The sequence below is a fragment of the Collimonas sp. GW821-FHT02H07 genome, from assembly GCF_059421505.1.
In genome coordinates this window covers 1-22,428 of the sequence record NZ_JBWKVC010000022.1, presented here as the reverse complement: position 1 = coordinate 22,428, position 22,428 = coordinate 1, and the positions used below count along the sequence as shown (strand labels likewise).

Below are 22,428 nucleotides of genomic sequence, written 5' to 3'. Positions count from 1 at the left end.
CCATGCCGCACTCTCATCCACATACCGAACATCACTTTGAAGCGAGCGACACCGTACGCGATATCGTGATCGGCATGGCCGACGGCCTCACCGTGCCATTCGCGCTGGCCGCCGGCATCAGCGGCGCGGCGGTCGGCATCGACATCGTAGTCACCGCCGGCGTCGCGGAAATTGCCGCCGGCTCGATCGCCATGGGCCTGGGCGGCTACCTGGCCGGGCGCACCCAGCGCCAGCACTACTACGCTGAGCGCGAGCGCGAAGAACAGGAAATCCTCAAGGTGCCGCATCGCGAGCGCAAGGAAGTGATCGACATCATGGCGCAATACGGCGTCACCAAACAGGAATGCGAACCGATGCTGGCCGGGCTGGAACGCAACCCGATAGCCTGGCGCGATTTCATGATGCGCTTTGAACTGGGGCTGGAAGAACCGCAAGCCGGCGCCGCCAGGAAAAGCGCCATCACCATCGCCCTCTCCTACCTGGTGGGCGGCCTGATTCCGCTGGCGCCGTACATGCTGATGCACTCGATTCCGCAAGCGCTGGCGGCTTCCACCGTCGTCACCCTGCTGGCCTTGTTTATCTTCGGCTTCCTGAAAGGCAGCGTCACCGGCACCGGCGCTGTCAAATCGGCGCTGCAGACCTTGATGGTGGGCGGCCTGGCCGCCGCAGCAGCCTTTTCCATCGCCAGACTGATCAGTTAATTATTCATGTTTAATCCCTCCCAAGACGATGTCCGCCGTTTTTTCTGCGAGACCTACCGCAAGCATCACGCCGGTGAAATCCTGACGCCGCTGGAAGCCATCGCCAGCGACTGGCTGGCGCAGCATCCCGAATACGCCGGCGACCTGAAAGATGTCGACGCCGCGCTCGGCGCCGACTATTCGGTGGAGAGCGGCCAGACCAATCCCTTCCTGCACCTGTCGATGCATCTGTCGATCGCCGAACAGATCTCGATCGACCAGCCGCCAGGAATAAAAGCCGCCGCCATTGCACTGACACAAAGACTGCAATCGGAGCACGAGGCGCATCACCACATCATGGAATGCCTGGGCGAGATGATCTGGAACTCGCAGCGCAGCGGCCTGCCGCCGGATGGCGCCGCCTATATCGAGTGCGTGAAAAAGCGCCTGTAAAAAAACGCCCGGACACTGGCAAGTATCCGGGCGCACAAGCCCAAGGGGACGCTTGGGTGGGAAATCTTCTTTCTAGCAAATCAATGCCGGCCCGTTGCCTCCTCGGCTGCGGGCTGCGGATCGTCCTCGTCGCGGCGATGGAACAGTTGATACAGGATCGGCAGCACCAGCAAGGTCAGGATGGTCGACGACAAAATTCCGCCGATCACCACCGTCGCCAGCGGCCGCTGCACCTCGGCGCCCGTGCCGGTGGCGATCGCCATCGGCACGAAGCCTAGCGAAGCCACCAGCGCCGTCATCAGCACCGGCCGCAAACGGGTCAGCGCGCCTTCCCGTATCGCCAGGTCGAGGCCACGGCCTTCCTCGCGCAAGCTGCGGATGAAAGCAATCATCACCAGTCCGTTCAGCACCGCCACCCCGCACAGCGCAATGAAGCCGACCGCCGCCGAAATCGACAAGGGAATCCCGCGTAGCCACAGGGCGACGATGCCGCCGGTCAGTGCGAACGGAATGCCGCTGAATACCAGCAGGCCGTCCTTGACGTTGCCAAACATCGCAAACAGCAGGGTAAACACCAGCAGCAGGGCTACCGGAATCACGATCTGCAGCCGTTGCGTGGCCGATTGCAGCTGCTCGAACTGGCCGCCCCAGCTGGTCCAGTAGCCGGACGGGATCTTGACCTGCCGTTGCAGCCTGGTCTCGGCCTCGCTCACAAACGAGCCGATATCGCGGCCACGCACGTTCGCGCTCACCACAATCCGCCGCTTGCCGTTTTCGCGGCTGATCTGGTTAGGTCCAGGCGCCAGTTCCAGGCTGGCTACTTCGCCCAGCGGAATGTAGCTGGTGCGCCCTTCTCCGCCGGCGCTGCGCGGCAAGGAGATCGGCAGGCGCTTGAACGCTTCCAGGTCGCTGCGCAGCTCTTCCGGCAAGCGCACCACGATATCGAAGCGGCGGTCGCCCTGGAACAAGGTGCCGGCTTCCTTGCCGCCGATCGCGGTAGCGACCACATCCTGCACATCGGCCACATTGAGACCGTAGCGCGCGGTCTTGTCGCGGTCGATATTCACGGTCAGCATCGGCAGGCCGGAAGTCTGTTCGATTTTCACTTCCGCCGCGCCGGCGATCTTGCCCAGCACCGCAGAGACCTTGTCGGCAGTGTCGTTCAAGACAGTCATGTCGTCGCCGAAAATCTTGACCGCGACGTCGCTGCGCACGCCCGAGATCAGTTCGTTGAAGCGCAGCTGGATAGGCTGGGAAAACTCATAGTTATTGCCCGGCACATTGTTGGCCGCTTCCTGGATCGCTGCCAGCAGTTCCGGCCTTGTCTTTTTCGGCTTAGGCCAGCTGGCTTCCGGCTTGAGCATGATGTAGCCATCGGAAATGTTCGGCGGCATCGGATCGGAAGCGATTTCCGCCGTGCCGCTGCGAGCGAACACGCGTTCGATTTCCGGGAACTGCCGCTTCAGCGTGCTTTCCAGCTGCTTTTGCATTTCCAGCGACTGCGTCAGGCTGGTGCCAGGGATGCGCAAGGCCTGGATCGCAATATCGCCTTCATTCAGGCTCGGCACGAATTCACTGCCAAGGCGCGTCGCCAGCACCCCGGACAGCAGCAGCACTGCAAGCGCGCTGCCCAGCACCAGGGTTTTGCGTTGCATGACCCATTCCAGCACCGGCGCATAGAAGCGCTTGGCGCCGCGCATCAGGAAGTTTTCAGTTTCCGATACGCGCTTGCCGATGAACAAGGCCACCGCCGCCGGGATAAAGGTAATCGACAAGATCATTGCGCCGACCAGGGCGATCACTACCGTCAAGGCCATCGGATTGAACATCTTGCCTTCGACGCCGGTCAGAGCGAAGATCGGCAGGTAGACCACCATGATGATGACCTGGCCGAACAGCAAAGGCCGGCGCGCTTCCTTGGATGCCGCAAAGACTTCATGGAAGCGCTCGCTGCGGGTCAGGGGTCGGCCGTGATGCGCCTGCGCGTGGGCTAGCCGCCGCACGCAGTTTTCCACGATCACCACCGCACCGTCGATGATGATGCCGAAGTCGAGCGCGCCCAGGCTGAGCAGGTTGGCGCTCACCTTGTACTGCACCATGCCGGTGAAGGTGAACAGCATAGCCAGCGGGATCACCATCGCAGTGATGATGGCGGCGCGCATATTCCCGAGGAACATGAAGAGGATGGCGATCACCAGGATGGCGCCTTCCAGCAGATTCTTCTTGACGGTATTGATCGCCTTGTCGACCAGCACCGTGCGGTCATATACCGTGACAGCCTCGACGCCCGCAGGCAGGCTGCGGTTGATTTCCACCATCTTGCGGTCGACGGCCTGCGACACAGCCCGGCTGTTCTCGCCGATCAGCATGAAGACCGTCCCCAGCACCACTTCCCTGCCGTTCTCGGTGGCGGCGCCGGTGCGCAGCTCACGTCCGATGGCGACCTCGCCGACATCGCGGATGCGGATCGGCACGCCCTGCACATTGCCCAGGATGATGTTGCGTATGTCGTCCATCGAACTGACCTGGCCCGGGGCCCGGATCAGCAGCTGCTCGCCGCGTTTTTCGATATAGCCGGCGCCGACATTGCTGTTGTTGCGGTCCAGCGCCGTCACGATATCCTGCAGGGTCAGGCCGTACGACGCCAACTTCTCCGGCTGCGGCGCCACCTGATATTCCTTGGCGAAGCCGCCGATCGAATTGATTTCAGTAACGCCGCTGACATTGCGCAACTGCGGCTTGATGATCCAGTCCTGTATTTCTCGCAGGTCGGTGGCCGTGTAAGCGCCGCCGTCAGGTTTCCTTGCGCCGTCTTTGGCTTCCACCGTCCACAGATAGATTTCGCCGAGGCCGCTGGAGATCGGCCCCATGGCCGGCGCCACCCCGGCAGGCAGCTTGCCCCTGGCTTCCTGGATCCGCTCATTGACCAGCTGGCGAGCGAAATAGATGTCGGTGCCGTCCTTGAAAATCACTGTCACCTGGGACAGGCCGTAACGCGACAGGGAGCGGGTCTGCTGCAGATGCGGCAAGCCAGACATGACTGTCTCTATCGGAAAGGTGACCCGCTGTTCGGTTTCCAGCGGTGAATAACCGGGCGCGGCGGTATTGATCTGCACCTGCACATTGGTGATGTCCGGCACTGCATCGATAGGCAGTTTCTGGTAGTTGTAGATGCCGAGTGCCGCCATCGCGAACACGGCCAGCATGATCAGCCAGCGCTGCTCGATCGAGAATCGTATGATGCGTTCAAACATGGGATCCGGTCCTTGGTATGCGCTTAGTGTGCGTGTTCGGCGCTGCTCTTGCCGAGTTCCGATTTGAGAACGAAACTGCCCTCGGCCGCATAACGCGTGCCTGCCTTGAGCCCCTTGACGATCTCCACCTGCCTGCCGTCGGCGCGCCCGGTGCTGACCGGCTGCACCATGAAGCCGTCGGCGATGCGGACGAACACCACCTGCTTGCCGTCCAGCGCCTGTATCGCTTGCGGCGGCACCGCCACCGCTACCTCGACATCGCTGGAAACCACGTCGACATTGACGAACAAGCCCGGCCGCCAAGCCATGTCCGGATTCGCCAGGGTGACGCGGGCCTTGGCAGTGCGGGTCTGCTCGCCCAGCAGCGCGCCGACGTAGGAAATGCTGCCGCTCGCGCTCGACTCGAAGGCGGTGGCATTGATCTGGACTTTCTCACCCAGCCGCACCAGGTTCAGGTCCTTGGCTGGCACGATGATCTCGGCCCACACGGTGCTCAGGTCGGAAATGGTGAAAATGCTGGCATCGGCAGCCACCGCTTCGCCCAGGGCGATGTGCTTCTCGGTCACCAGGCCGCTGAACGGCGCCCGGATTTCGTAACGGTTCAAGGCGCCGCCGTTGCCGGCGCCGGTGCCCAGCACATTCAATTTCTGGCGTGCATTCTGCAGCGCGATTTCTGCCTCGTTCATGACCTGGCGCGCCTGCTGGTAATCCTGCTCCGCCGAGATCTTTTCTTCCCACAGCTTTTTTTCACGTTCATAGGTGGTGCGGGCAAAGGTGAAACGCTTCTGCGCCGCCAGCAGTTCGCTGCGCTGCTCCGCCAGGCCTGTGCTGGCGACCACCGCCAGCAGCTGTCCCTGCTTGACCTGCTGCCCCAGGTTGACGGCTACCTGCTCGACGACGCCCGCCAGGCGCGGCACCACGTGCGCGGTCTTGTCTTCATTGAAGCGGATTTCTCCCGGCAGCGTAATGGCTGTCTTGACTCGCGCAGCGCCGGCACTTCCCAGCTTGACGCCGGATGCCGCCACCTGCGCCTGGTTCAGTTCAATCTTTCCTTCTTCCTGTGCGAATGCCGCCTGCAGCTTCTGCCCGCCATATTGCAGCCGGAACTTGGCATCGAACACATGCGGCTCCGCAATCGCCACGCTGCTGCGGAGAGAACCGTTTTTCGACACGAAGCTGATGTTCTCGACCACGCCATCGGGCCGCAGCAGTTGTAGCGTCAATGTAGCGCCATCCGGCGCCAACGCCTTGCCGCCGTTGAACAGCCAGGCTTGAAAGTGCGCCTCTCCCGCCGCTTCCTCCATACTCACTTCCAGCGCCAGCTTATCCTCGGTAAACATTCTGCCGCCGTGCGGTCCCTTGCTAGCGGCCTCTGCTTTCTGATGATGCTCGCCGTCCGCATGCTGATTGGCATGGCCGTGTTTTTCGGCCGCCGTCTCGCCGTGGTGTTCGCCGTCGCCATGGGCAACCGCATCGCGGTGCACCTCTTCCTTTTCCTCCTGGCTGGACTCGTTGGCGCTGCTGAAATACAGCCCGCCTGCTAACAGGAGGAGAATGGCCGTCGCGGCTGCGATAGCTTTTCTTTTGCTCAAATTGATTTTCATATCGGCTGTTTACAAAGAGTCGGTTGACGGGAAAGCGCCTGCCACGCGCTCTATCTCAGTGGCAGCACGATGGGTTTCCGCGAGGGCGCGCAGCGCTTGCGATTTGGCCTGGAACAGCACGCGCTGGGCATCCAGCACTTCCAGGAAGCTGAACTTGCCGAGTTCAAAGCCCTTGGTTGTAATCTCATAGGTGTTTTGTGCAGCCGGCAGGATCTCGCCTTGGAAGGCGGCCACCTGTTGCCGGCCCAGCTTGAGCCGCTCATAAGCGTCGCGCAGCTCGCCATCCAGCTTCAGCTGGGCGCCGCGCAGCTCATCGCGCGCCTTGTCGGCGCGCTGCAAGGCTTCCTGCAGATTGCCTTGATTACGGTCGAACACAGGGATGGGCACCGACAGGCCGAAGATCATCTGGTTTTGCCGGTTTTCTTCTACCCGCTTGCCGCCAATGCTGACCGTGACATCGGGGATGCGGCGGCTGCGCTCAAGCTGGACCAGCGCCTGGCGGCGCTCGACTTCCACTCGGGTCTTCACAAAGGCTGGAGAGTTCTGCAAGCGCTCCAGCGCGACTGCCAGATCGGGCAAGTCGGGCAGATCATTGATATGGCCGTCGACTGTAGAAAAGGCCGGCGCCATATCGCCCCAGGTTGCCGCCAGCGTCCGCCGCGCGATATTCAGGCTGCTGTTCGCTTGCTGCAGCTCCACCCGCACACCCGCCTCGGCGACGCGTGCCTTGGTGGCTTCGATCGGCGCCACCTTGCCGGCAGCGACGCGCTTGGCTGTAATGTCGCTCGCGCGTTGGGCCAGTTGCAAGGAATTTTGCAGCAGTTGCAGGTTCTCCTGCGCTTCCAGCGCAGCAAAATAAGCGCCTACCACAGCGCCCTGGACATCGGCGCGCTTGATCAGATAATCGGCTCGCGCTGCGTCGCGCCCCTTTTCAGCCGCCTTGATGCGGGCGTCGCGCTTGCCGCCGAGTTCCAAGGTCTGGTTCAGCTGTACGGTGGTAGTCCTGGTCGCCTTGCGAGTATCTTCCAGCAGGGCCGAGACTTGCGGGTTGGGCCTGGCGCCGGCTTGCAGAATCGACGCCTCGACCGCCTTTACTTCCAGCGCCGCGGCGGCCAGTTCTGGATTGTTCTTGAAAGCCTGCAGCAACGCTTGCTGCAGCGTCAGCGGCCCCGCCATTTCATCGCTGCCAAGGCGCGGCAGCTTGTAGTTGATAACTGGCTGCGGGCCAGTGATCGGCGCCAATGTCGGAGCAGCTTCCTGCGCCAATGACGGTTGGCATACCAATACCGCGAAACCGAGCGGCAAGAAAAACTTGTGCATGGTCTACTCCAAAAAAGACCGGGATGGCTCGGACTGCACGACGCGACTGGTTTGCGCCGCGCCATGGAATCCGCTTCATCAACCAGCCCCCTGAGTAAATCGGTTCAATCCAGGACGCTGGAAAGCTGGTTATCGGATACGCCGCTCAGGCGCCCGAGTGAATCGTCTTTTTCGGACCGTCTTCTTTATGGTCGTGCGCAGAAGACTTCGCCGGTTTGCCGTCGGCCTGGGCCTGTTTTTTGTCCATGCGGTCTTTTGTTTCTGCGCTGGCATTCTGGACGACTGCTCCCGCCGGCTTTTCAGCTACCGGGGCTTGCGCCATCGCGATTCCCGAAGCAGACAACAGTGCGACGATGGAAAATAGTTGTTTAGCGTTCATGTCAATCTCCAAAAATTAAAGGGTTTCAACGAGCAGCCCTTATCTGGGCCGCATCGTTGAAGCAAAGTGTAGGAAGAAGACGGAAACGGGATGGTGACGGCGGGATTACGGTTTTGTAATCCACCGCCACGGCTTTATGGAAGATAATCAGGGTTCAACCCGGACAACAGAAGGATGAAACATGCGTATCCTGCTGGTAGAAGATGAACCAAAAGCTGGCGAATACCTGCGCAAAGGATTGACCGAATCCGGTTACGTGGTCGACTGGGTGCAGACCGGCGCCGACGGCCTGCATTGCGCCACCACGGAAGGCTACGACCTGATCGTGCTGGACGTCATGCTGCCCGGCATGGACGGCTGGCTGGTGATCCGCGAATTGCGCAAGACCCATTCGACGCCGGTGTTGTTTCTTACCGCACGCGACGAAGTCGACGACCGCATCAAGGGCCTGGAACTGGGCGCGGACGATTACCTGGTCAAACCCTTTGCTTTTGCCGAACTGGTGGCCCGCATCCGCACGCTGCTGCGGCGCGGTCCGATCCGCGAATCGGACACGCTGCAGATCGCCGACATGGAAATCGACGTCATGAAGCGCCGCGTCACCCGCAATGGCGAAAGGATCGACCTCACCACCAAGGAATTTTCCTTGCTGTATCTGATGGCCAAGCGCCAGACCGAGGTTTTGTCGCGCTCGCTGATTGCCTCGCAGGTCTGGGACATGAATTTCGACAGCGACACCAATGTGGTCGATGTCGCCATCCGCCGCCTGCGCATCAAGATCGACGAACCCTATGCCCGCCCCCTGATACATACCGTGCGCGGCATGGGCTACGTGCTGGAGGACCGCGCTTGAAGCCATCGGCGCCGCGCTCGCTGACGGTACGCCTGGCGCTGCTGTTTGCGCTGGCGACCTTGCTCACGTTCACCCTGGTCGGCAGCTATCTGTACTATTCGCTGGCGCGCCAGCTGGAGAGCCATGACGACCAGGAGTTGCTGGGCAAGATCGAGCTGATGCGGCACCTGGTCGGCAAGGCCGGTTCGGTGCAGGCGATCCGCGACGATCCGCACCTGTTCATGGATGCCGCACTCGGCCACAACGATCTGCTGTTGATACTGCGCAGCGCGGACGGCGCGCCGCTGCTCGATACGCAACCCGCCGCCGGCAGCCTGCCCGCCCTGCCGCTCAGCCCCATCGACCAGACCCCGGACCAGCAAGCCAGGAAGAACCTGCGCACCTCCACCGGCATGCCGGTGCGCGCCACGGCGCTGTGGGGCAAGATCGACCGCAGCGGCGAGCAGGTGCAAATCATTGTCGCTCACAATGTCAGCGACAGCCTGACCATGCTTGACAGCTATCGCAAGCAGATTATCGGGGCCGCATTGTGCGGCGCCCTGCTGGCGGCTTTGCTGGGATATGTGCTGGTGCGCCGTGGCCTGCGCACTACCCGCCTGATCGCCCAGCAGGCGCATTCGATCACCGCCCAGCGCCTTGACCGCAGCCTCGACGTCGCCAGTGCGCCGTACGAATTGCAGCAGCTGGTGGCGGCTTTCAACGGCATGCTGGACCGCCTGCACGACAGCTTTCAGCGGCTGTCGCAGTTTTCCGCCGATCTGGCGCACGACCTGCGTACGCCTATCAACAACCTGATGGTGCAAACCCAGGTGGCGCTGGCGCAGCCTCGGAACGCGGAAGAATACCAGGGACTGCTGGTATCGAATGTCGAGGAATACGAGCGGCTGGCGCGCATGCTGGACAATATGCTGTTCCTGGCGCGTGCCGACAATGCGCATGCGGCGGCCGCCTGCGAGCAGCTCGACTGCCGTCACGAATTGCAACGCATCGCCGATTATTTTGAAGGCGTGGCGGAGGACAGCGGCGTGCGCCTGCGTATTGCGGCGACCGGCACAGTGCATGCAGATCCGATGCTATTGCGGCGCGCCATCGGCAATCTGGTCGCCAACGCAATCCGCTACACGGCGGCGGGCCAGGCCATCCTCCTGGAAGCGCAGCCGCAAGCCCACGGCACCAGCATCCGGATCGGCAATCCGGGAACCCAGATTGCCGAGTCCGCCATTCCGCGCCTGTTTGACCGTTTCTACCGCGCCGACCCTGCCCGCAGCGATTCGGCCTCGTCGGCCGGCCTCGGCCTGGCCATCGTGCAATCGATCATGAAACTGCACGGCGGCCGGGTTGAACTCAGCCGTTCAGCTGACCAGTTGACCGTGTTTACGCTGTACTTCCCCAATCCTGGGGCATAAAAAAACCACGCAGGAACGATTGCGTGGTTTTTATTCTGTCCCTGCCCTGGGTCCGGTTTGCTTTACTTGCGCAGCACCAGAGTCGTCGGCAGGCTGTGCAGGTAGGCTGCAATGTCCTGCACATCCTGATGCGATAAAGCCTTGGCCTGGCCGCTCATGATGGCGTTGCTGCGGCCGTTGGGACCATCGCTGCCGCGCTGATAAGCGATCAGGGCGTGCTGCAGGTAATCCTGCGGCTGGCCGGCCAGCTTGGGATAGCTGGGATCGATCGGGCTGTGGAAGTCGGCGCCGTGGCAGGAGGCGCAGGCATATTTTTTCGTCGCCGCTTCGCCGGCTGCGATATTGCCTGCAGCATGGGCACTCACGAACGCACTGGTGGAAAGCAGGAACGCCACGCCAGCAAGAGTCTTTTTCATTGTGTGGGTCCCTTATTTTTGCTGCGAATAGTAAGCTGCAATATCCGCCATGTCCTGGTCGGACAGGCTGGCCGCGATGCCACGCATGGTCGGCATCTTGCGGTCGCCCTTTTTATAGGCGATCAATGCATTTTCAATGTATTTCGCCGACTGCCCGCCTAGCATGGGCACTTGATAGACTTCCGGGAAGGTGGCCTTATAGCCGGGAATGCCATGGCAGCCGATACACATCGATATCTTGTTTTCCGCTGCCTTAGCGTTGCCGACCACATCCGCTGCCGCGGCCATGTTGGCAAGACCCGCAAGCGCGAGAAGTGCAATTAGTTTTTTCATAGTAGCTGGGTAATTGTAGCGAAAACGTTTATTCGAAACTGCCACGAATACTGCCTCAAATGCCAGGAGATATACAGCGCAAGCAAGGCATATATGGCCTATGCCGCGTGGCATATACTGCGCAGGCAAGGAATAAGGTAGCCCTGCCTGACGCCGACCGCCGTCGCCACCCTACACCAAAACCGGCTAATTTTACCCCAAGAAACATGCATAGTCCACGCCCGCTGATGTCACCCAGACAGCATCGGCGGCGCAGCCTCAGTCCCTGTCTGAAGCCCCCGTATTTCCATGGAATTGCCGGCTTTTGGCGGAAGTTGTCCGCTGCCGGCTCTTTTGGCAGCAAGCAGGCAAGTAAGGCAGGTAAGCCGCGTCAGCCGTGACGGCTGCCGGGATGCCTGTCCGGCGGCGTCGAATCCGACGATTGCCCCGCGCCCGCCTGCCGCGTATCGCCGGAAATCGTATCGGCAGCATCCGATGCTGCCTGCGCCCCTGGTTTGGCCGCAGCCATGGCCGCTTCAGGAAACAGGAAGGAGCGCGGCGAGGCGCTGACACGGCGCAGCACCGCCCGGAACACCAGCCGCCTGATACGCGCCGGCACGTCGCGCGCGCGCAAGGCGAGGGTCAGCGCGCAGGCAAATGAGACGCCGACATTCAAGATGCCGATACTGGCAATCCCGGCCACCGCCAGCCAGAACTGCGGCGCCGCCAGCGCCTCCCAACCGAGGCTGCTGGCGGCGGCAGTCAGGCTGCCGGTGGCCAGCGTCACGTGCCGCACATCCAGCGGCAGGCCGAAGAACTGCGCCAGCACCGGCGTCATCCCCAGCAGCAAGCCGAGCGAGACGTTGCCGGCAATCTGCGCCACATTGCGGTCCAGCCAGCCGGCCCAGCGCTCCGCCCGCATCGCGCCCAGCACATACACCAGGCGACGCTGGTGCGCCAGCGCTTCGCGCAGGCGGCGCAAGGCAAACCAGTTGTCGGCAAAGCCGGAAGCCAGGCTCGACAGCCATAGCAGGATGCCGGTGAAGGCGGCAAACAGGGGCGTCGGCCCGATCACCGACAAGCTGTGCAGGCTGGCATGGGCATGTTCCGCCGTCATCATGGGAGCATCGGTGGTCAGCAGGATGAGGCCGGAAATGAGCAGCATCACCGGGATCACGCCCATCAGGTTGCCGAATACGGCCGCCGCCTGCGAGCGCAGCAGCTGGGCGATTTCAGCCAGCAAGGCACGCAGGCCTTCGACCGTATCCAGCTGTCCCATCTTGGATGCCAGCACCGGCGCCGTCACCGCCGGCTGCTTGGTGGCCAGGACGCCGCCAACGGCGGAAATCGCCATGAAGCTGACCGCATAATTCAGCGACGCAAAAATACCCTCGAAAAAACGGGCGGCGCCGAGCGCTGTCACCATGGATTTGCCGAGCACGGTAAACGCCGTGATGACGCCGCCGCGGCCGGCGGCTTTCAGCATCGCCCGGTATTCCTTGCTGTCGCGCGCGATGTAGTGCTCGCCGTGGTCGGCATTGCGCTCGACCATCTTGCGCGCCAGCAGAGAGAAGCTGCGCCGTATCAAACCGCGCACCGAAGAACGCTGGTGATGCGCCGCGATCAGGTCGCCCAGCAAGGCCTGAACCTGCCCGTCCTGCCGGCCGCCGTTGCCGTTGTTGTAGATCACGGAACGCAGATCGGTCAGCAGCGCCATGCGCGTCAGCTGGGCCCGCATGCGTTCGACCCGGTAAACCAGGCTGACCGACACTCCGTGTTCGTCCAGGTGGGCGTAGATGCGGTCGGTCTGCGCCTGGCAGACTGCGATCAGCATGCGCACGCTGCGCAGCGCTGCCTCATCGCGCGGGTTGACGTACAAATAGGTTTCCAGCTCGCGCCGCAGCACCATGAACGGCGTTGCCTGCAGCGGCATCTTGGGATCCAGTTTCTGCCGGAACGCCTTGCTGATGCCGTCCGCCAGCACCATGGTGGCCAGGTAGATCAGCGCTTCATCGATCTGCTTCTGGTAGTTGTGGGCGATACCGTCGTCGGCCATCAGCTTCCATAGCTGCGCTACGCTGTGACGGTCCAGCGCCAGCAGCCAGTCGGCATCTTCCGGGGTCGGAAACAGCACAGTGAAAAGTGCAGACAAGTCCGCTTCGAACGGCGGTTTCGGCAATGCCAGCTTGACGATATGCTCGGACAGTTCGCTGAAGAATGCAGGCTCGTGCGGCAGGCCGGTGGCGCAAAACAGTTCCGGCCCGGCGGCTTCGCGCAAGGTCTTCTGCAAGGTCGCCTGCACTACCCGGCGCAGATCGCGGTTGCCGTCCAGCCATTGCAGCAGGAAATGCAGTCGCTCCTGCCTGAAACGCAGCCGGCCGGCCTCGTCCAGCATGGATACCTTGGGCACATGGCGCAGCCAGTGGACCACGTCGATGATCCAGTCGGCGCGTTCCTGCCAGGCAGAAAAGGGATTGGCGCGACGCATCAAAGCGTCGACTTGCCGGGTGTAATGCCGGCTATCGGCCTGGCGCTGCTCGCCGTGCCGGAAGCGGCGCCACATCACCCGCAGGCGTAGAAGAAGAAATTTCATTGGCTATCGCTCATTGACTATCTAGGTGACGGTGGAGGCAGGTTGCTTGATTGCGATGACAACGTTCGATGACAACGTTTTATCGCTGCCACGATTGGAACCGTCGGGGCCAGCCAATTGGCCATCTCGTTTATACTCGACTTTATTTGCTTACACATGACTATCCACAATGCGACCTGAGACACGTTTTGAAAGTTCCGCCAGTTACGTTGCAACCGACGACCTGAAACTAGCCGTTAACGCCGCGCTGACGCTGCAAAGACCGCTGCTGATCAAGGGCGAGCCGGGCACCGGCAAAACCATGCTGGCGGAAGAAGTCGCCGCCGCGCTCGACATGCCTTTGATGCAATGGCATATCAAATCGACCACGAAAGCCCAGCAAGGCCTGTACGAGTACGATGCCGTGTCGCGCCTGCGCGATTCCCAGCTGGGCGACGCCAGGGTCAAGGACATCCACAACTACATCGTCAAGGGCGTCTTGTGGCAAGCGTTCAACGCGGACGAACAAGTGGTGCTGCTGATCGATGAGATAGACAAAGCGGACATCGAGTTCCCCAACGATTTGTTGCGCGAGCTCGACCGCATGGAATTTTACGTCTACGAAACACGTGAAATGGTGCGCGCCAAGCATCGGCCGCTGGTGATCATCACCTCCAACAATGAAAAGGAATTGCCGGACGCCTTCCTGCGCCGCTGTTTTTTCCATTACATCAAGTTTCCGGACAAGGCGACCATGCAGGAGATCGTCAACGTGCACTTCCCGCATCTGAAAAAGGATTTGCTGGCGCAGGCGCTGGAAACCTTTTACCAGGTGCGCGATGTGGCCGGCCTGAAAAAGAAGCCGTCCACCTCCGAATTGCTCGACTGGCTCAAGCTGCTGCTGGCGGAAGACATCCCGCCGGAAGCGCTGCACAGCAGCGACGCCAAAGCGGTGGTGCCGCCCTTGCATGGCGCCCTGCTGAAGAACGAACAAGATGTGCATCTGTTCGAGCGCCTGGTTTTCATGGCAAGAAAGAACCGGTAATCGGATAGACAAGCGCGAACAACCAACATGCTGATCGATTTCTTCTTCACCTTGAAAGACGCCAGGATTCCGGTGTCGATCAAGGAATTCCTGATCCTTCTGGAAGCACTGCAAAAGAAGGTCATTTCACCGACGCTGGATAATTTCTATTATCTGGCGCGCACCACCCTGGTCAAGGACGAAGCCCATTTCGACAAGTTCGACCAGGCTTTCGGCCGTTATTTCAAAGGCATCCAGACCATCTTTGAAAAGAACGCCGAAATCCCGCTGGACTGGCTGGTGCAGCGCATGAAACGCGAGCTGTCGCCGGAACAGCTGGCGCAGCTGGAAAAATTCGGCTACGACAAGCTGATGGACCGCCTCAAGGAGTTGCTGGAAGAGCAAAAAGGCCGGCACGAAGGCGGCAACAAATGGATAGGCACCGGCGGCACATCGCCGTTCGGCCACGGCGGCAGCAATCCCGAAGGGATCCGCATCGGCGGCAGCGGCGGCAACCGCACCGCGGTCAAGGTGTGGGATGCGCGCGCCTATCGCGACTATGACGATGAGCGCGAGCTAGGCACGCGCAACATCAAGGTCGCCCTGCGCCGCCTGCGCAAGTTCGCGCGCGAAGGCATCGCCGAAGAACTGGCGCTGGACGACACCATCCGCGCCACCGCCAACAACGCCGGCTACCTCGACATCAAGATGCGGCCGGAGCGCAAGAACAACATCAAGGTGCTGATGCTGCTCGATGTCGGCGGCACCATGGACGACCACATCGCCCGCACGGAAGAACTGTTCAGCGCGGCCAAGACCGAATTCAAGAACATGGAGTTTTTCTATTTCCACAATTGCGTCTATGACTACGTGTGGAAAAACAACCAGCGCCGCCATGCCGAACGTTTCCCGACCTGGGATATCCTGCGCAAGTACACGCCGGACACCAAGCTGATCTTTGTCGGCGACGCCACCATGAGTCCTTACGAAATCCTGCAACCCGGCGGCTCGGTCGAATACAACAACGAGGAAGCCGGCGCCGAATGGCTGCAGCGCTTTACCCGAGCCTTCCCCAAATTCATCTGGCTCAATCCCGAGCCCGAAGGCTTGTGGCAATACCGGCAATCGGTGGAAGTGATCCGGCAGTTGATGAGCAACCGCATGTTTCCGGTGACCATGGACGGCCTGGAACGCGGCATGCGGCTGTTAAGCAAATAAGTAAATAAGTAAGTAAATAGCAGACAGGCAGATGAAAATCTGCCGTGCCGGCGGTTTTCCTTGTCTGCCTCCTAGGGTGAACAGGCCCTAAACCCGGTCCCGCATCGACAGGAACTTGCCCAGCGCCAGCAAGATTTGCGGCTGCTCCAGGTGGCGGTTAAGAAAGCCGTCGCAACCCGCCTGGCTGGCCCGCGCCTGATCGTAGGCGAAATCTTTATCGCTCAGAAAAACCACGGCTATCCGCGTATTCTCATGCTGACGCTTGATCGTGCTGCACAGCTCGTAGGGATCGGTCTGCGCCAGCCTGGGGTTGATCAGCACCACGGAAATGCTGAGCCGCGTGTAAACCTCCGCCGCGGCATCCAGGCTGCCGGCCCACTCCACCGGCACCACGTGATGCGCCATAGCCATCGCCAGATCATCGCGAAAGGTCGATTGATTATCGATCACCAGGATGCGGTCGCTTTGCGGCGCCTTGTTGCGCATGCGCTCGTATTCCTGCGGATCGGTCAGGTCGAGGTCGAGCCGTTCGCGCCGGCGCCGCTCAGGCACGTTGTTCACCAGCGCGGCATCGGCAGGATTCTGCTTGGCCAGCATGATCAGGCGCCGCTCCATCAGGATATCCAATGCATCGAACAGCTTGAGCCAGCGGATGGGCCGCTCGACATTGGCAAACGGCAGATCCACATGCGGCGTGCCGACCAGCAGTGCCGGCCGCAGATTGTTCGGCTCCATGTCGGCCAGCATCGCCAGCGCTTTCAGATCGTCGGAATTGACCAGGTACAGGTCCGGCTCCTGCAAGCTGTCTGCGAATAAGCGAAAATACTGCTTCTGGCGATTTTGCTCGACCGAGAATGTCGCATCGAAAATATTAATTTCGCGCGCGGAAAATCCGATGAAACGAATGGCGAATGGTGCGTTATGATTTTTCATTTTTATATGCCCCCCTGTTGCGCGAATCACGACGAATCATCATAGCAGCGTCTTTATTTAGCTTTTATTTTTATCAAAATACTGTGCAAAAACAGCAACATGCCATTGCCATGCACCAACAAAATTGGCGCTAAACCCAGGCACGGGGCCTCTATCTGGTTGCCGTGAGATGGTGCACGACAGCATGCAACTCCCATGCCTGACCACCCATACGTTTATTGCAAGCGCACATTGTGCCCGCCCCGGCTGCTTTTTCATTAGAATGCGGTCAGGATATTAACCAGCAATTCCGAATTTAGTTGCAAATTAACAATATTTCACATTTACCTGAACCGACTGAATGGCAACCAAAAAATCACCGCAATCTGACTATAGCGAATCATCGATCCGTGTACTGAAGGGCCTGGAGCCGGTCAAGCAACGCCCGGGCATGTACACCCGCACCGAAAATCCGCTGCATATCATTCAGGAAGTGATCGACAATGCCTCGGACGAAGCGCTCGGCGGATATTGCAAGAATATCCTGGTGACCCTGAATACCGACGGCAGCGTCAGCGTCGAGGACGATGGCCGCGGAATCCCGGTCGGCATGCATCCGGAAGAGAAAGTGCCGACGGTGGAAATCGTGTTCACCCGCCTGCACGCAGGCGGCAAGTTCGACAAGGGCAGCGGCGGCGCCTACTCCTTTTCCGGCGGCCTGCATGGCGTCGGCGTCTCGGTCACCAACGCCCTCTCCTCGCGCTTGGAGATTACGGTGTGGCGTGAAGCGGGCGTGCACCACATGGTGTTTGCCGATGGCGACGTGATTGAGAAGCTCAAGTCGCGCCCGCTCGGCCGCGACGACAAGAAATCCGGCACCCGCGTCACCGCCTGGCCGAATCCGAAATATTTCGATTCGCCGGCCATCTCGCAGCCGGAACTGCAGCGCCTGTTGCGCTCCAAGGCAGTGCTGCTGCCAGGCGTCAAGGTGACGCTGCTGAACGCCAAGACCGGCGACAGCCAGACCTGGCAGTACGACCAAGGCTTGCGCGGCTACCTGATGGAATCGCTGGCGCAATCCTCGAATGCCGAACCGCTGATCCCGCTGTTCGAAGGCGAGCAATATGCCAACGCCGACGCCGAAGGCTTCGCCGAGGGTGAAGGCGCAGCATGGGTGGTGGCCTGGACCGAAGACGGCGCCATCGTGCGCGAATCCTATGTCAACCTGATCCCGACCTCGGCCGGCGGCACCCACGAATCCGGCTTGCGCGAAGGCTTGTTCGGCGCCGTCAAGAGCTTCGTCGAAATGCACTCGCTGCTGCCCAAGGGCGTCAAGCTGTTGCCGGAAGACGTGTTTGCGCGCGTTTCCTTTGTCTTGTCGGCCAAGGTGCTGGACCCGCAGTTCCAGGGCCAGATCAAGGAACGCCTCAATTCTCGCGATGCGGTGCGGCTGGTCTCGACCTATACCCGGCCGGCGCTGGAACTGTGGCTGAACCAGCACGTCGAGTACGGCAAGAAGCTGGCCGACCTGGTCATCAAACAGGCCCAGAACCGCCTGCGCTCGGCGCAAAAAGTCGAGAAGAAGAAATCTTCCGGCGTCGCCGTGTTGCCGGGCAAGCTGACCGATTGCGAATCCAGCGATATCACCCGCAATGAACTGTTCCTGGTCGAGGGCGATTCCGCCGGCGGCTCGGCGAAAATGGGGCGCGACAAGGAATTCCAGGCGATCCTGCCCCTGCGCGGCAAGGTTTTGAATTCCTGGGAAACCGAACGCGACCGCCTGTTCGCCAATAATGAAATCCATGACATTGCCGTCGCGATCGGCGTCGACCCGCACAGCAAGAGCGACACCATCGATTTCAGCGGTCTGCGCTACGGCAAGATCTGCATCCTGTCGGATGCGGACGTCGACGGCTCGCACATCCAGGTGCTGCTGCTGACCCTGTTCTTCCGTCATTTCCCGCAACTGATCGACCGCGGCAACATCTGCATCGCGCGGCCGCCGCTGTACCGGGTCGACGCCCCGGCGCGCGGCAAGAAGCCGGCGCAAAAGATCTACGCCCTGGATGACGGCGAACTGGAAGCCATCGAAGATAAATTGCGCAAGGATGGCGTCAAGGATACGGCCTGGTCGATTTCGCGCTTCAAAGGCCTGGGCGAGATGAACGCCGAACAGCTGTGGGAAACCACGATGAATCCGGATACCCGCCGCCTGCTGCCGGTCTCGCTCGGCAATTTCGACCTGGAAGCATCGGAGAACCGCTTCAACATGCTGATGGGCAAAGGCGAAGCGGCAGCCCGGCGCGCCTGGATTGAAGAACACGGGAACGAGGCCGAGGCGGATATCTGAGTACGGCCGCAAGATACGCCACGGATGTCAGGAGATGGCAAAATTGGTAACAATTTTACCGTCGGCCATCGGTAACGGCGAAACGTATTATCATGAGCACTGTTTTGAGATTCACTAGCCATGACCCGGTACCCCGGGTCGCCAGCGCTCAACCGATCTTCCATGTAATCGCGTCCCTGCAGCAGCATGGGCAGCCGCCTTGTCCATGCGCGTGAGTTTCACCGCGGTTCACACTTGAACTTGCCAACACAAAGGATATTGCTTTTAATGAAACGCCGTCATGCCATACGCCCGAAGCTCGGCCAGCAGGAATAGATGAATCTGCTTCGCCATCGTTTGGGCCGACTCCTCGCAGCCACTTTGCTGACGTTCGCAATGCTGACCTCCGTCACCAGTGCGCGCGCGGATATCTTCGGCTATATCGATGCCGAAGGCATGGGCCATTTTTCGACTGAAAAACTGGATGAGCGCTACCAGCTGTTCATGCGCGGCGACGGCGCTTTCGATTCCTCCCAGCTCAGCGGCAAGGGCCAGAAGCCGCTCGATCCGGCAGTGCGCGACAGCACCCTGTTCCGCTATCTGTCGCAGCATCCCAACCTGAAAAAATACGAACCGCTGGTGAACCAGGCAGCGCAAGAGTTCGCGCTCGATCCGGCCTTGCTGAAGGCGGTGATGGCGGCCGAGTCGGGTTTCAACCCCGGCGCCGTATCGCCCAAGGGCGCAATCGGCCTGATGCAGATCATGCCGGCCACCGCCGAACGCTACGGCCTCACCGGCGACAAGAAAAAACCGGTTGAGCAGAAACTCACCGACCCGCGCACCAACATCCGCCTGGGCGCGCGCTATCTGCGCGACCTGCTCAAGCTCTATCCGGCCCAGCAAGAGCTGGTCATCGCCTCTTATAATGCCGGCGAAGGCGCGGTGCAAAAATACAAGAACCAGGTGCCGCCCTATCCGGAAACCCGCAATTACGTACAGCTGGTGCGGCAGTTCTATCAGCTGTACCAGCCTGCCCTGGCCAAATCTGGCGGCAATGGCGGCAACGGCCTGAAGCGCATCCAGCTGGTGATTCCCGGCCGCCGCAGCATGCCGGCCGACATCGCGCCGGCACCGACCGTCGGCCTGATTCCGCCAGCCGCAGCGCTGCCTGCGGCGACAACTCCTTTAATCGAATAACTGCCCGAACAACAGCCCGAATCATTCACGACTCTCCATGACCGACCAAAACGATCTGTTTGCAACACCAGATGCACCAACTCCGGACGCTGAATCTTTAACCCTTGCCACCTTTGCCGAACGCGCCTATCTCGACTATGCCATTTCGGTAGTCAAGGGCCGCGCCTTGCCGGACGTCTCCGACGGCCAGAAGCCGGTGCAGCGCCGCATCCTGTACGCGATGAGCGAACTCGGCCTGAACGCCGCCGCCAAGCCGCGCAAGTCGGCGCTGGTGGTGGGCGACGTGCTGGGCAAGCTGCATCCGCACGGCGACCAGTCGGTGTATGACGCGCTGGTGCGCATGACCCAGGATTTCTCGCTGCGCTACCCCTTGGTCGACGGCCAGGGCAATTTCGGCTCGCGCGATGGCGACGGCGCGGCGGCGATGCGTTACACCGAAGCGCGCCTGACGCCGATCGCCCGGCTGCTGCTGGAAGAAATCGACATGGGCACGGTCGATTTCCAGCCTAATTACGACGGCTCCACCGAAGAACCGAAACTGCTGCCGGCACGCCTGCCCTTCGTCCTGCTGAACGGCGCCTCGGGTATTGCGGTGGGCTTGGCCACTGAAATTCCATCGCACAATCTGCAGGAAGTGGCCAAGGCGGCGGTTGCCCTGATCCGCAATCCGGCGCTGAGCCATGCCGAACTGATGCAAATCATCCCAGGTCCGGACTTCCCGGGCGGCGGCCAGATCATCACCTCTGCGACGGCGATTTCCGAGATGTACGAAAGCGGCCGCGGCAGCCTGAAAGTGCGCGCCACCTGGAAAATCGAAGACCTGGCGCGCGGCCAATGGCAGGCAGTCGTCACCGAATTGCCGCCGGGCGCGTCGTCGCAAAAGATCCTGGAAGAAATCGAGGAACTGACCAATCCGAAAATCAAGCTCGGCAAGAAAACCCTGACGCCTGACCAGATCGCGCTCAAGACTTCCATCCTGTCGGTGCTGGACACGGTGCGCGACGAATCAGGCCGCGATGCGCCGGTGCGCCTGGTGTTCGAGCCGAAGTCGAAGAACCTGGACCAGACCGAATTCACCAACATGCTGTTGGCCCACACCTCGCTGGAAAGCAGCGCCTCGATCAATCTGGTGATGATAGGCGGCGATGGCCGCCCGCGCCAGAAGGGCCTGGGCATGATCCTGCGCGAGTGGATCAGCTTCCGCTTCGTCACCGTGACGCGACGTTCGGAATTCAAGCTGCAGAAAATCGAAGACCGTATCCATATCCTGGAAGGCCGCGAAGCGATCCTGCTCAATATCGACAAGGTGATCAAGCTGATCCGCGAATCGGATGAGCCGAAGCCTGCGCTGATCGCCGCTTTCAACCTGTCCGACCGCCAGGCTGAAGACATCCTTGAAATCCGCCTGCGCCAGCTGGCGCGCCTGGAAGCGATCAAGATCCAGCAGGAGCTGGCCGAGCTGCGCAGCGAAAAAGCCACGCTGCAAGACCTGCTCGACAATCCGGCATCGATGAAGCGCCTGATCATCAAGGAAATCGAAGGCGACCAGAAACAGTTCGGCGACGCCCGCCGCACCCTGATCGAGGCCGCCGAAAAAGCGGTGGTCGAAACCAAGATCATCGACGAGCCGGTGACCGTCATCATTTCGCAAAAGGGCTGGGTACGGGCTCGCACCGGCCACGGCCATGACGCCAGCCAGTTCGGCTTCAAGGCTGGCGACGCCTTGTACGGCGCCTTCGAATGCCGCACCGTCGATAACCTGCTGACCTTCGGCTCCAACGGCCGCATCTATTCGGTGTCGGTCGCAACCCTGCCGAATGCGCGCGGCGACGGCGTCCCGATCACTACACTGATCGACCTCGCCAACGGCAGCAGCATCCTGCACTATTTCGCCGGCCCGCTGGATACCGTCTTGCTGCTGGCCAGCTCAGGCGGCTACGGCTTCACCGCCAAGCTCGGCGACATGCTGAGCCGGGTCAAGGCCGGCAAAGCCTACGTCACGCTGGACGAAGGCGACCTGCCGCTGCCGCCGCAAGCGCTGGGCAGCACCGCCAGCGCCATCGCCTGCCTGTCGGAAAAAGGCCGTCTGCTGGTGTTCGGACTGGATGAATGCAAAACGCTCAGCAACGGCGGCCGCGGCGTAATCCTGATGGAACTGGAGGCCAACGAAAAGCTGCTGGCGGCACAACCGATCAGCCAGCGCGGCGCGCTGGTGACAGGCGTCGGCCGTGGCGGCAAAGCCCAGCAGGTAGCGTTGTCGGCATCGGGCCTGGCGCCGCACATCGGCAAGCGGGCGCGCAAAGGAAAAATGCTGGAGTCGAAACTGAAACCGGCAACCCTCACGCCCGTGGCGCCATAGCCCAATCCCGACGAGGCAGCCAATTTCAGGCTGCCACACAAAAAATGGGGTCAGATACCGTCTTGAATAGCAAGCCCGCTGGTCAAATAATTTGGATCGAAGGGTTTGCCGGTATGAAGGACCCCGTAAATCAAATGTGT

At 61.0% G+C, this 22,428-nt stretch carries 17 protein-coding genes; 9 read left to right on the top strand and 8 right to left on the bottom strand.

The features are described 5' to 3' along the window. Positions 1 to 2 precede the first annotated feature (2 nt). Positions 3 to 701 carry a VIT1/CCC1 transporter family protein gene (locus tag AC07V8_RS23855; protein ID WP_494680726.1) on the top strand — a complete coding sequence of 233 codons (699 nt, stop codon included), beginning with the start codon at positions 3 to 5 and terminating at the stop codon, positions 699 to 701. 6 nt (positions 702 to 707) lie between these two features. Beyond that, positions 708 to 1,133, top strand: coding sequence for a DUF1841 family protein (locus AC07V8_RS23850; RefSeq protein WP_494680725.1), 426 nt, complete (start codon positions 708 to 710; stop codon positions 1,131 to 1,133). Positions 1,134 to 1,213: 80 nt separating this feature from the next. Here the strand turns inward: AC07V8_RS23850 and AC07V8_RS23845 are convergent, their stop codons facing one another. The 4 genes from AC07V8_RS23845 to AC07V8_RS23830 all read right to left on the bottom strand — a co-directional run bounded on the left by AC07V8_RS23845 (position 1,214) and on the right by AC07V8_RS23830 (position 7,690). Then, positions 1,214 to 4,387: a CusA/CzcA family heavy metal efflux RND transporter gene (locus AC07V8_RS23845; protein WP_494680724.1), complete on the bottom strand. Its 3,174-nt coding sequence runs from the start codon at positions 4,385 to 4,387 to the stop codon at positions 1,214 to 1,216. A 23-nt stretch (positions 4,388 to 4,410) separates the two neighbouring features. Further along, complete coding sequence (locus AC07V8_RS23840; protein WP_494680723.1) at positions 4,411 to 5,991, bottom strand: efflux RND transporter periplasmic adaptor subunit; 1,581 nt, start codon at positions 5,989 to 5,991, stop codon at positions 4,411 to 4,413. Between the two features lie 9 nt (positions 5,992 to 6,000). Next, a complete protein-coding gene (locus AC07V8_RS23835) occupies positions 6,001 to 7,311 on the bottom strand; it encodes a TolC family protein (protein ID WP_494680722.1) in 1,311 nt (436 codons plus the stop codon). Positions 7,312 to 7,456: 145 nt separating this feature from the next. Then, a complete protein-coding gene (locus AC07V8_RS23830; RefSeq protein WP_494680721.1) occupies positions 7,457 to 7,690 on the bottom strand; it encodes a hypothetical protein in 234 nt (77 codons plus the stop codon). Positions 7,691 to 7,871: 181 nt separating this feature from the next. Between AC07V8_RS23830 and AC07V8_RS23825 the strand changes: the two genes are divergently transcribed. Both AC07V8_RS23825 and AC07V8_RS23820 read left to right on the top strand, forming a co-directional pair. After that, positions 7,872 to 8,543 carry a heavy metal response regulator transcription factor gene (locus tag AC07V8_RS23825; RefSeq protein ID WP_494680720.1) on the top strand — a complete coding sequence of 224 codons (672 nt, stop codon included), beginning with the start codon at positions 7,872 to 7,874 and terminating at the stop codon, positions 8,541 to 8,543. Next, positions 8,540 to 9,949 (top strand): heavy metal sensor histidine kinase, encoded by a 1,410-nt coding sequence (locus AC07V8_RS23820; RefSeq protein ID WP_494680719.1) that lies wholly within the window; start codon positions 8,540 to 8,542, stop codon positions 9,947 to 9,949. The genes AC07V8_RS23825 and AC07V8_RS23820 overlap by 4 nt, the downstream gene beginning before the upstream one ends. 62 nt (positions 9,950 to 10,011) lie before the next feature. On the opposite strand, the gene AC07V8_RS23815 is transcribed toward AC07V8_RS23820, so the two are convergent. From AC07V8_RS23815 to AC07V8_RS23805, 3 genes are all read right to left on the bottom strand, one after another. Then, complete coding sequence (locus AC07V8_RS23815; protein WP_098496617.1) at positions 10,012 to 10,365, bottom strand: c-type cytochrome; 354 nt, start codon at positions 10,363 to 10,365, stop codon at positions 10,012 to 10,014. A gap of 12 nt (positions 10,366 to 10,377) precedes the next feature. Then, positions 10,378 to 10,698, bottom strand: coding sequence for a c-type cytochrome (locus tag AC07V8_RS23810; RefSeq protein WP_098496616.1), 321 nt, complete (start codon positions 10,696 to 10,698; stop codon positions 10,378 to 10,380). Between the two features lie 370 nt (positions 10,699 to 11,068). Next, positions 11,069 to 13,270, bottom strand: coding sequence for a site-specific recombinase (locus tag AC07V8_RS23805; RefSeq protein ID WP_494680718.1), 2,202 nt, complete (start codon positions 13,268 to 13,270; stop codon positions 11,069 to 11,071). A gap of 169 nt (positions 13,271 to 13,439) precedes the next feature. Between AC07V8_RS23805 and AC07V8_RS23800 the strand changes: the two genes are divergently transcribed. Together AC07V8_RS23800 and AC07V8_RS23795 are read left to right on the top strand one after the other, a co-directional pair. After that, positions 13,440 to 14,294 (top strand): AAA family ATPase, encoded by an 855-nt coding sequence (locus tag AC07V8_RS23800; protein WP_098496614.1) that lies wholly within the window; start codon positions 13,440 to 13,442, stop codon positions 14,292 to 14,294. A 27-nt stretch (positions 14,295 to 14,321) separates the two neighbouring features. Continuing rightward, positions 14,322 to 15,491 (top strand): vWA domain-containing protein, encoded by a 1,170-nt coding sequence (locus tag AC07V8_RS23795; RefSeq protein ID WP_494680717.1) that lies wholly within the window; start codon positions 14,322 to 14,324, stop codon positions 15,489 to 15,491. 87 nt (positions 15,492 to 15,578) lie between these two features. Here AC07V8_RS23795 and AC07V8_RS23790 read toward each other — a convergent pair whose 3' ends face one another. After that, positions 15,579 to 16,424, bottom strand: coding sequence for a response regulator (locus AC07V8_RS23790; RefSeq protein ID WP_494680716.1), 846 nt, complete (start codon positions 16,422 to 16,424; stop codon positions 15,579 to 15,581). Between the two features lie 340 nt (positions 16,425 to 16,764). Between AC07V8_RS23790 and AC07V8_RS23785 the strand changes: the two genes are divergently transcribed. From AC07V8_RS23785 to parC, 3 genes are all read left to right on the top strand, one after another. Then, a complete protein-coding gene (locus AC07V8_RS23785) occupies positions 16,765 to 18,753 on the top strand; it encodes a DNA topoisomerase IV subunit B (RefSeq protein WP_494680715.1) in 1,989 nt (662 codons plus the stop codon). Positions 18,754 to 19,128: 375 nt separating this feature from the next. Continuing rightward, positions 19,129 to 19,929, top strand: a complete 801-nt coding sequence (locus AC07V8_RS23780) for a lytic transglycosylase domain-containing protein (RefSeq protein ID WP_494680714.1) — start codon at positions 19,129 to 19,131, stop codon at positions 19,927 to 19,929. Positions 19,930 to 19,966: 37 nt separating this feature from the next. Beyond that, on the top strand, positions 19,967 to 22,288 hold the full coding sequence (parC, locus tag AC07V8_RS23775) for a DNA topoisomerase IV subunit A (protein WP_494680713.1): 2,322 nt from the start codon (positions 19,967 to 19,969) through the stop codon (positions 22,286 to 22,288). The last annotated feature ends 140 nt before the right edge of the window (positions 22,289 to 22,428 follow it).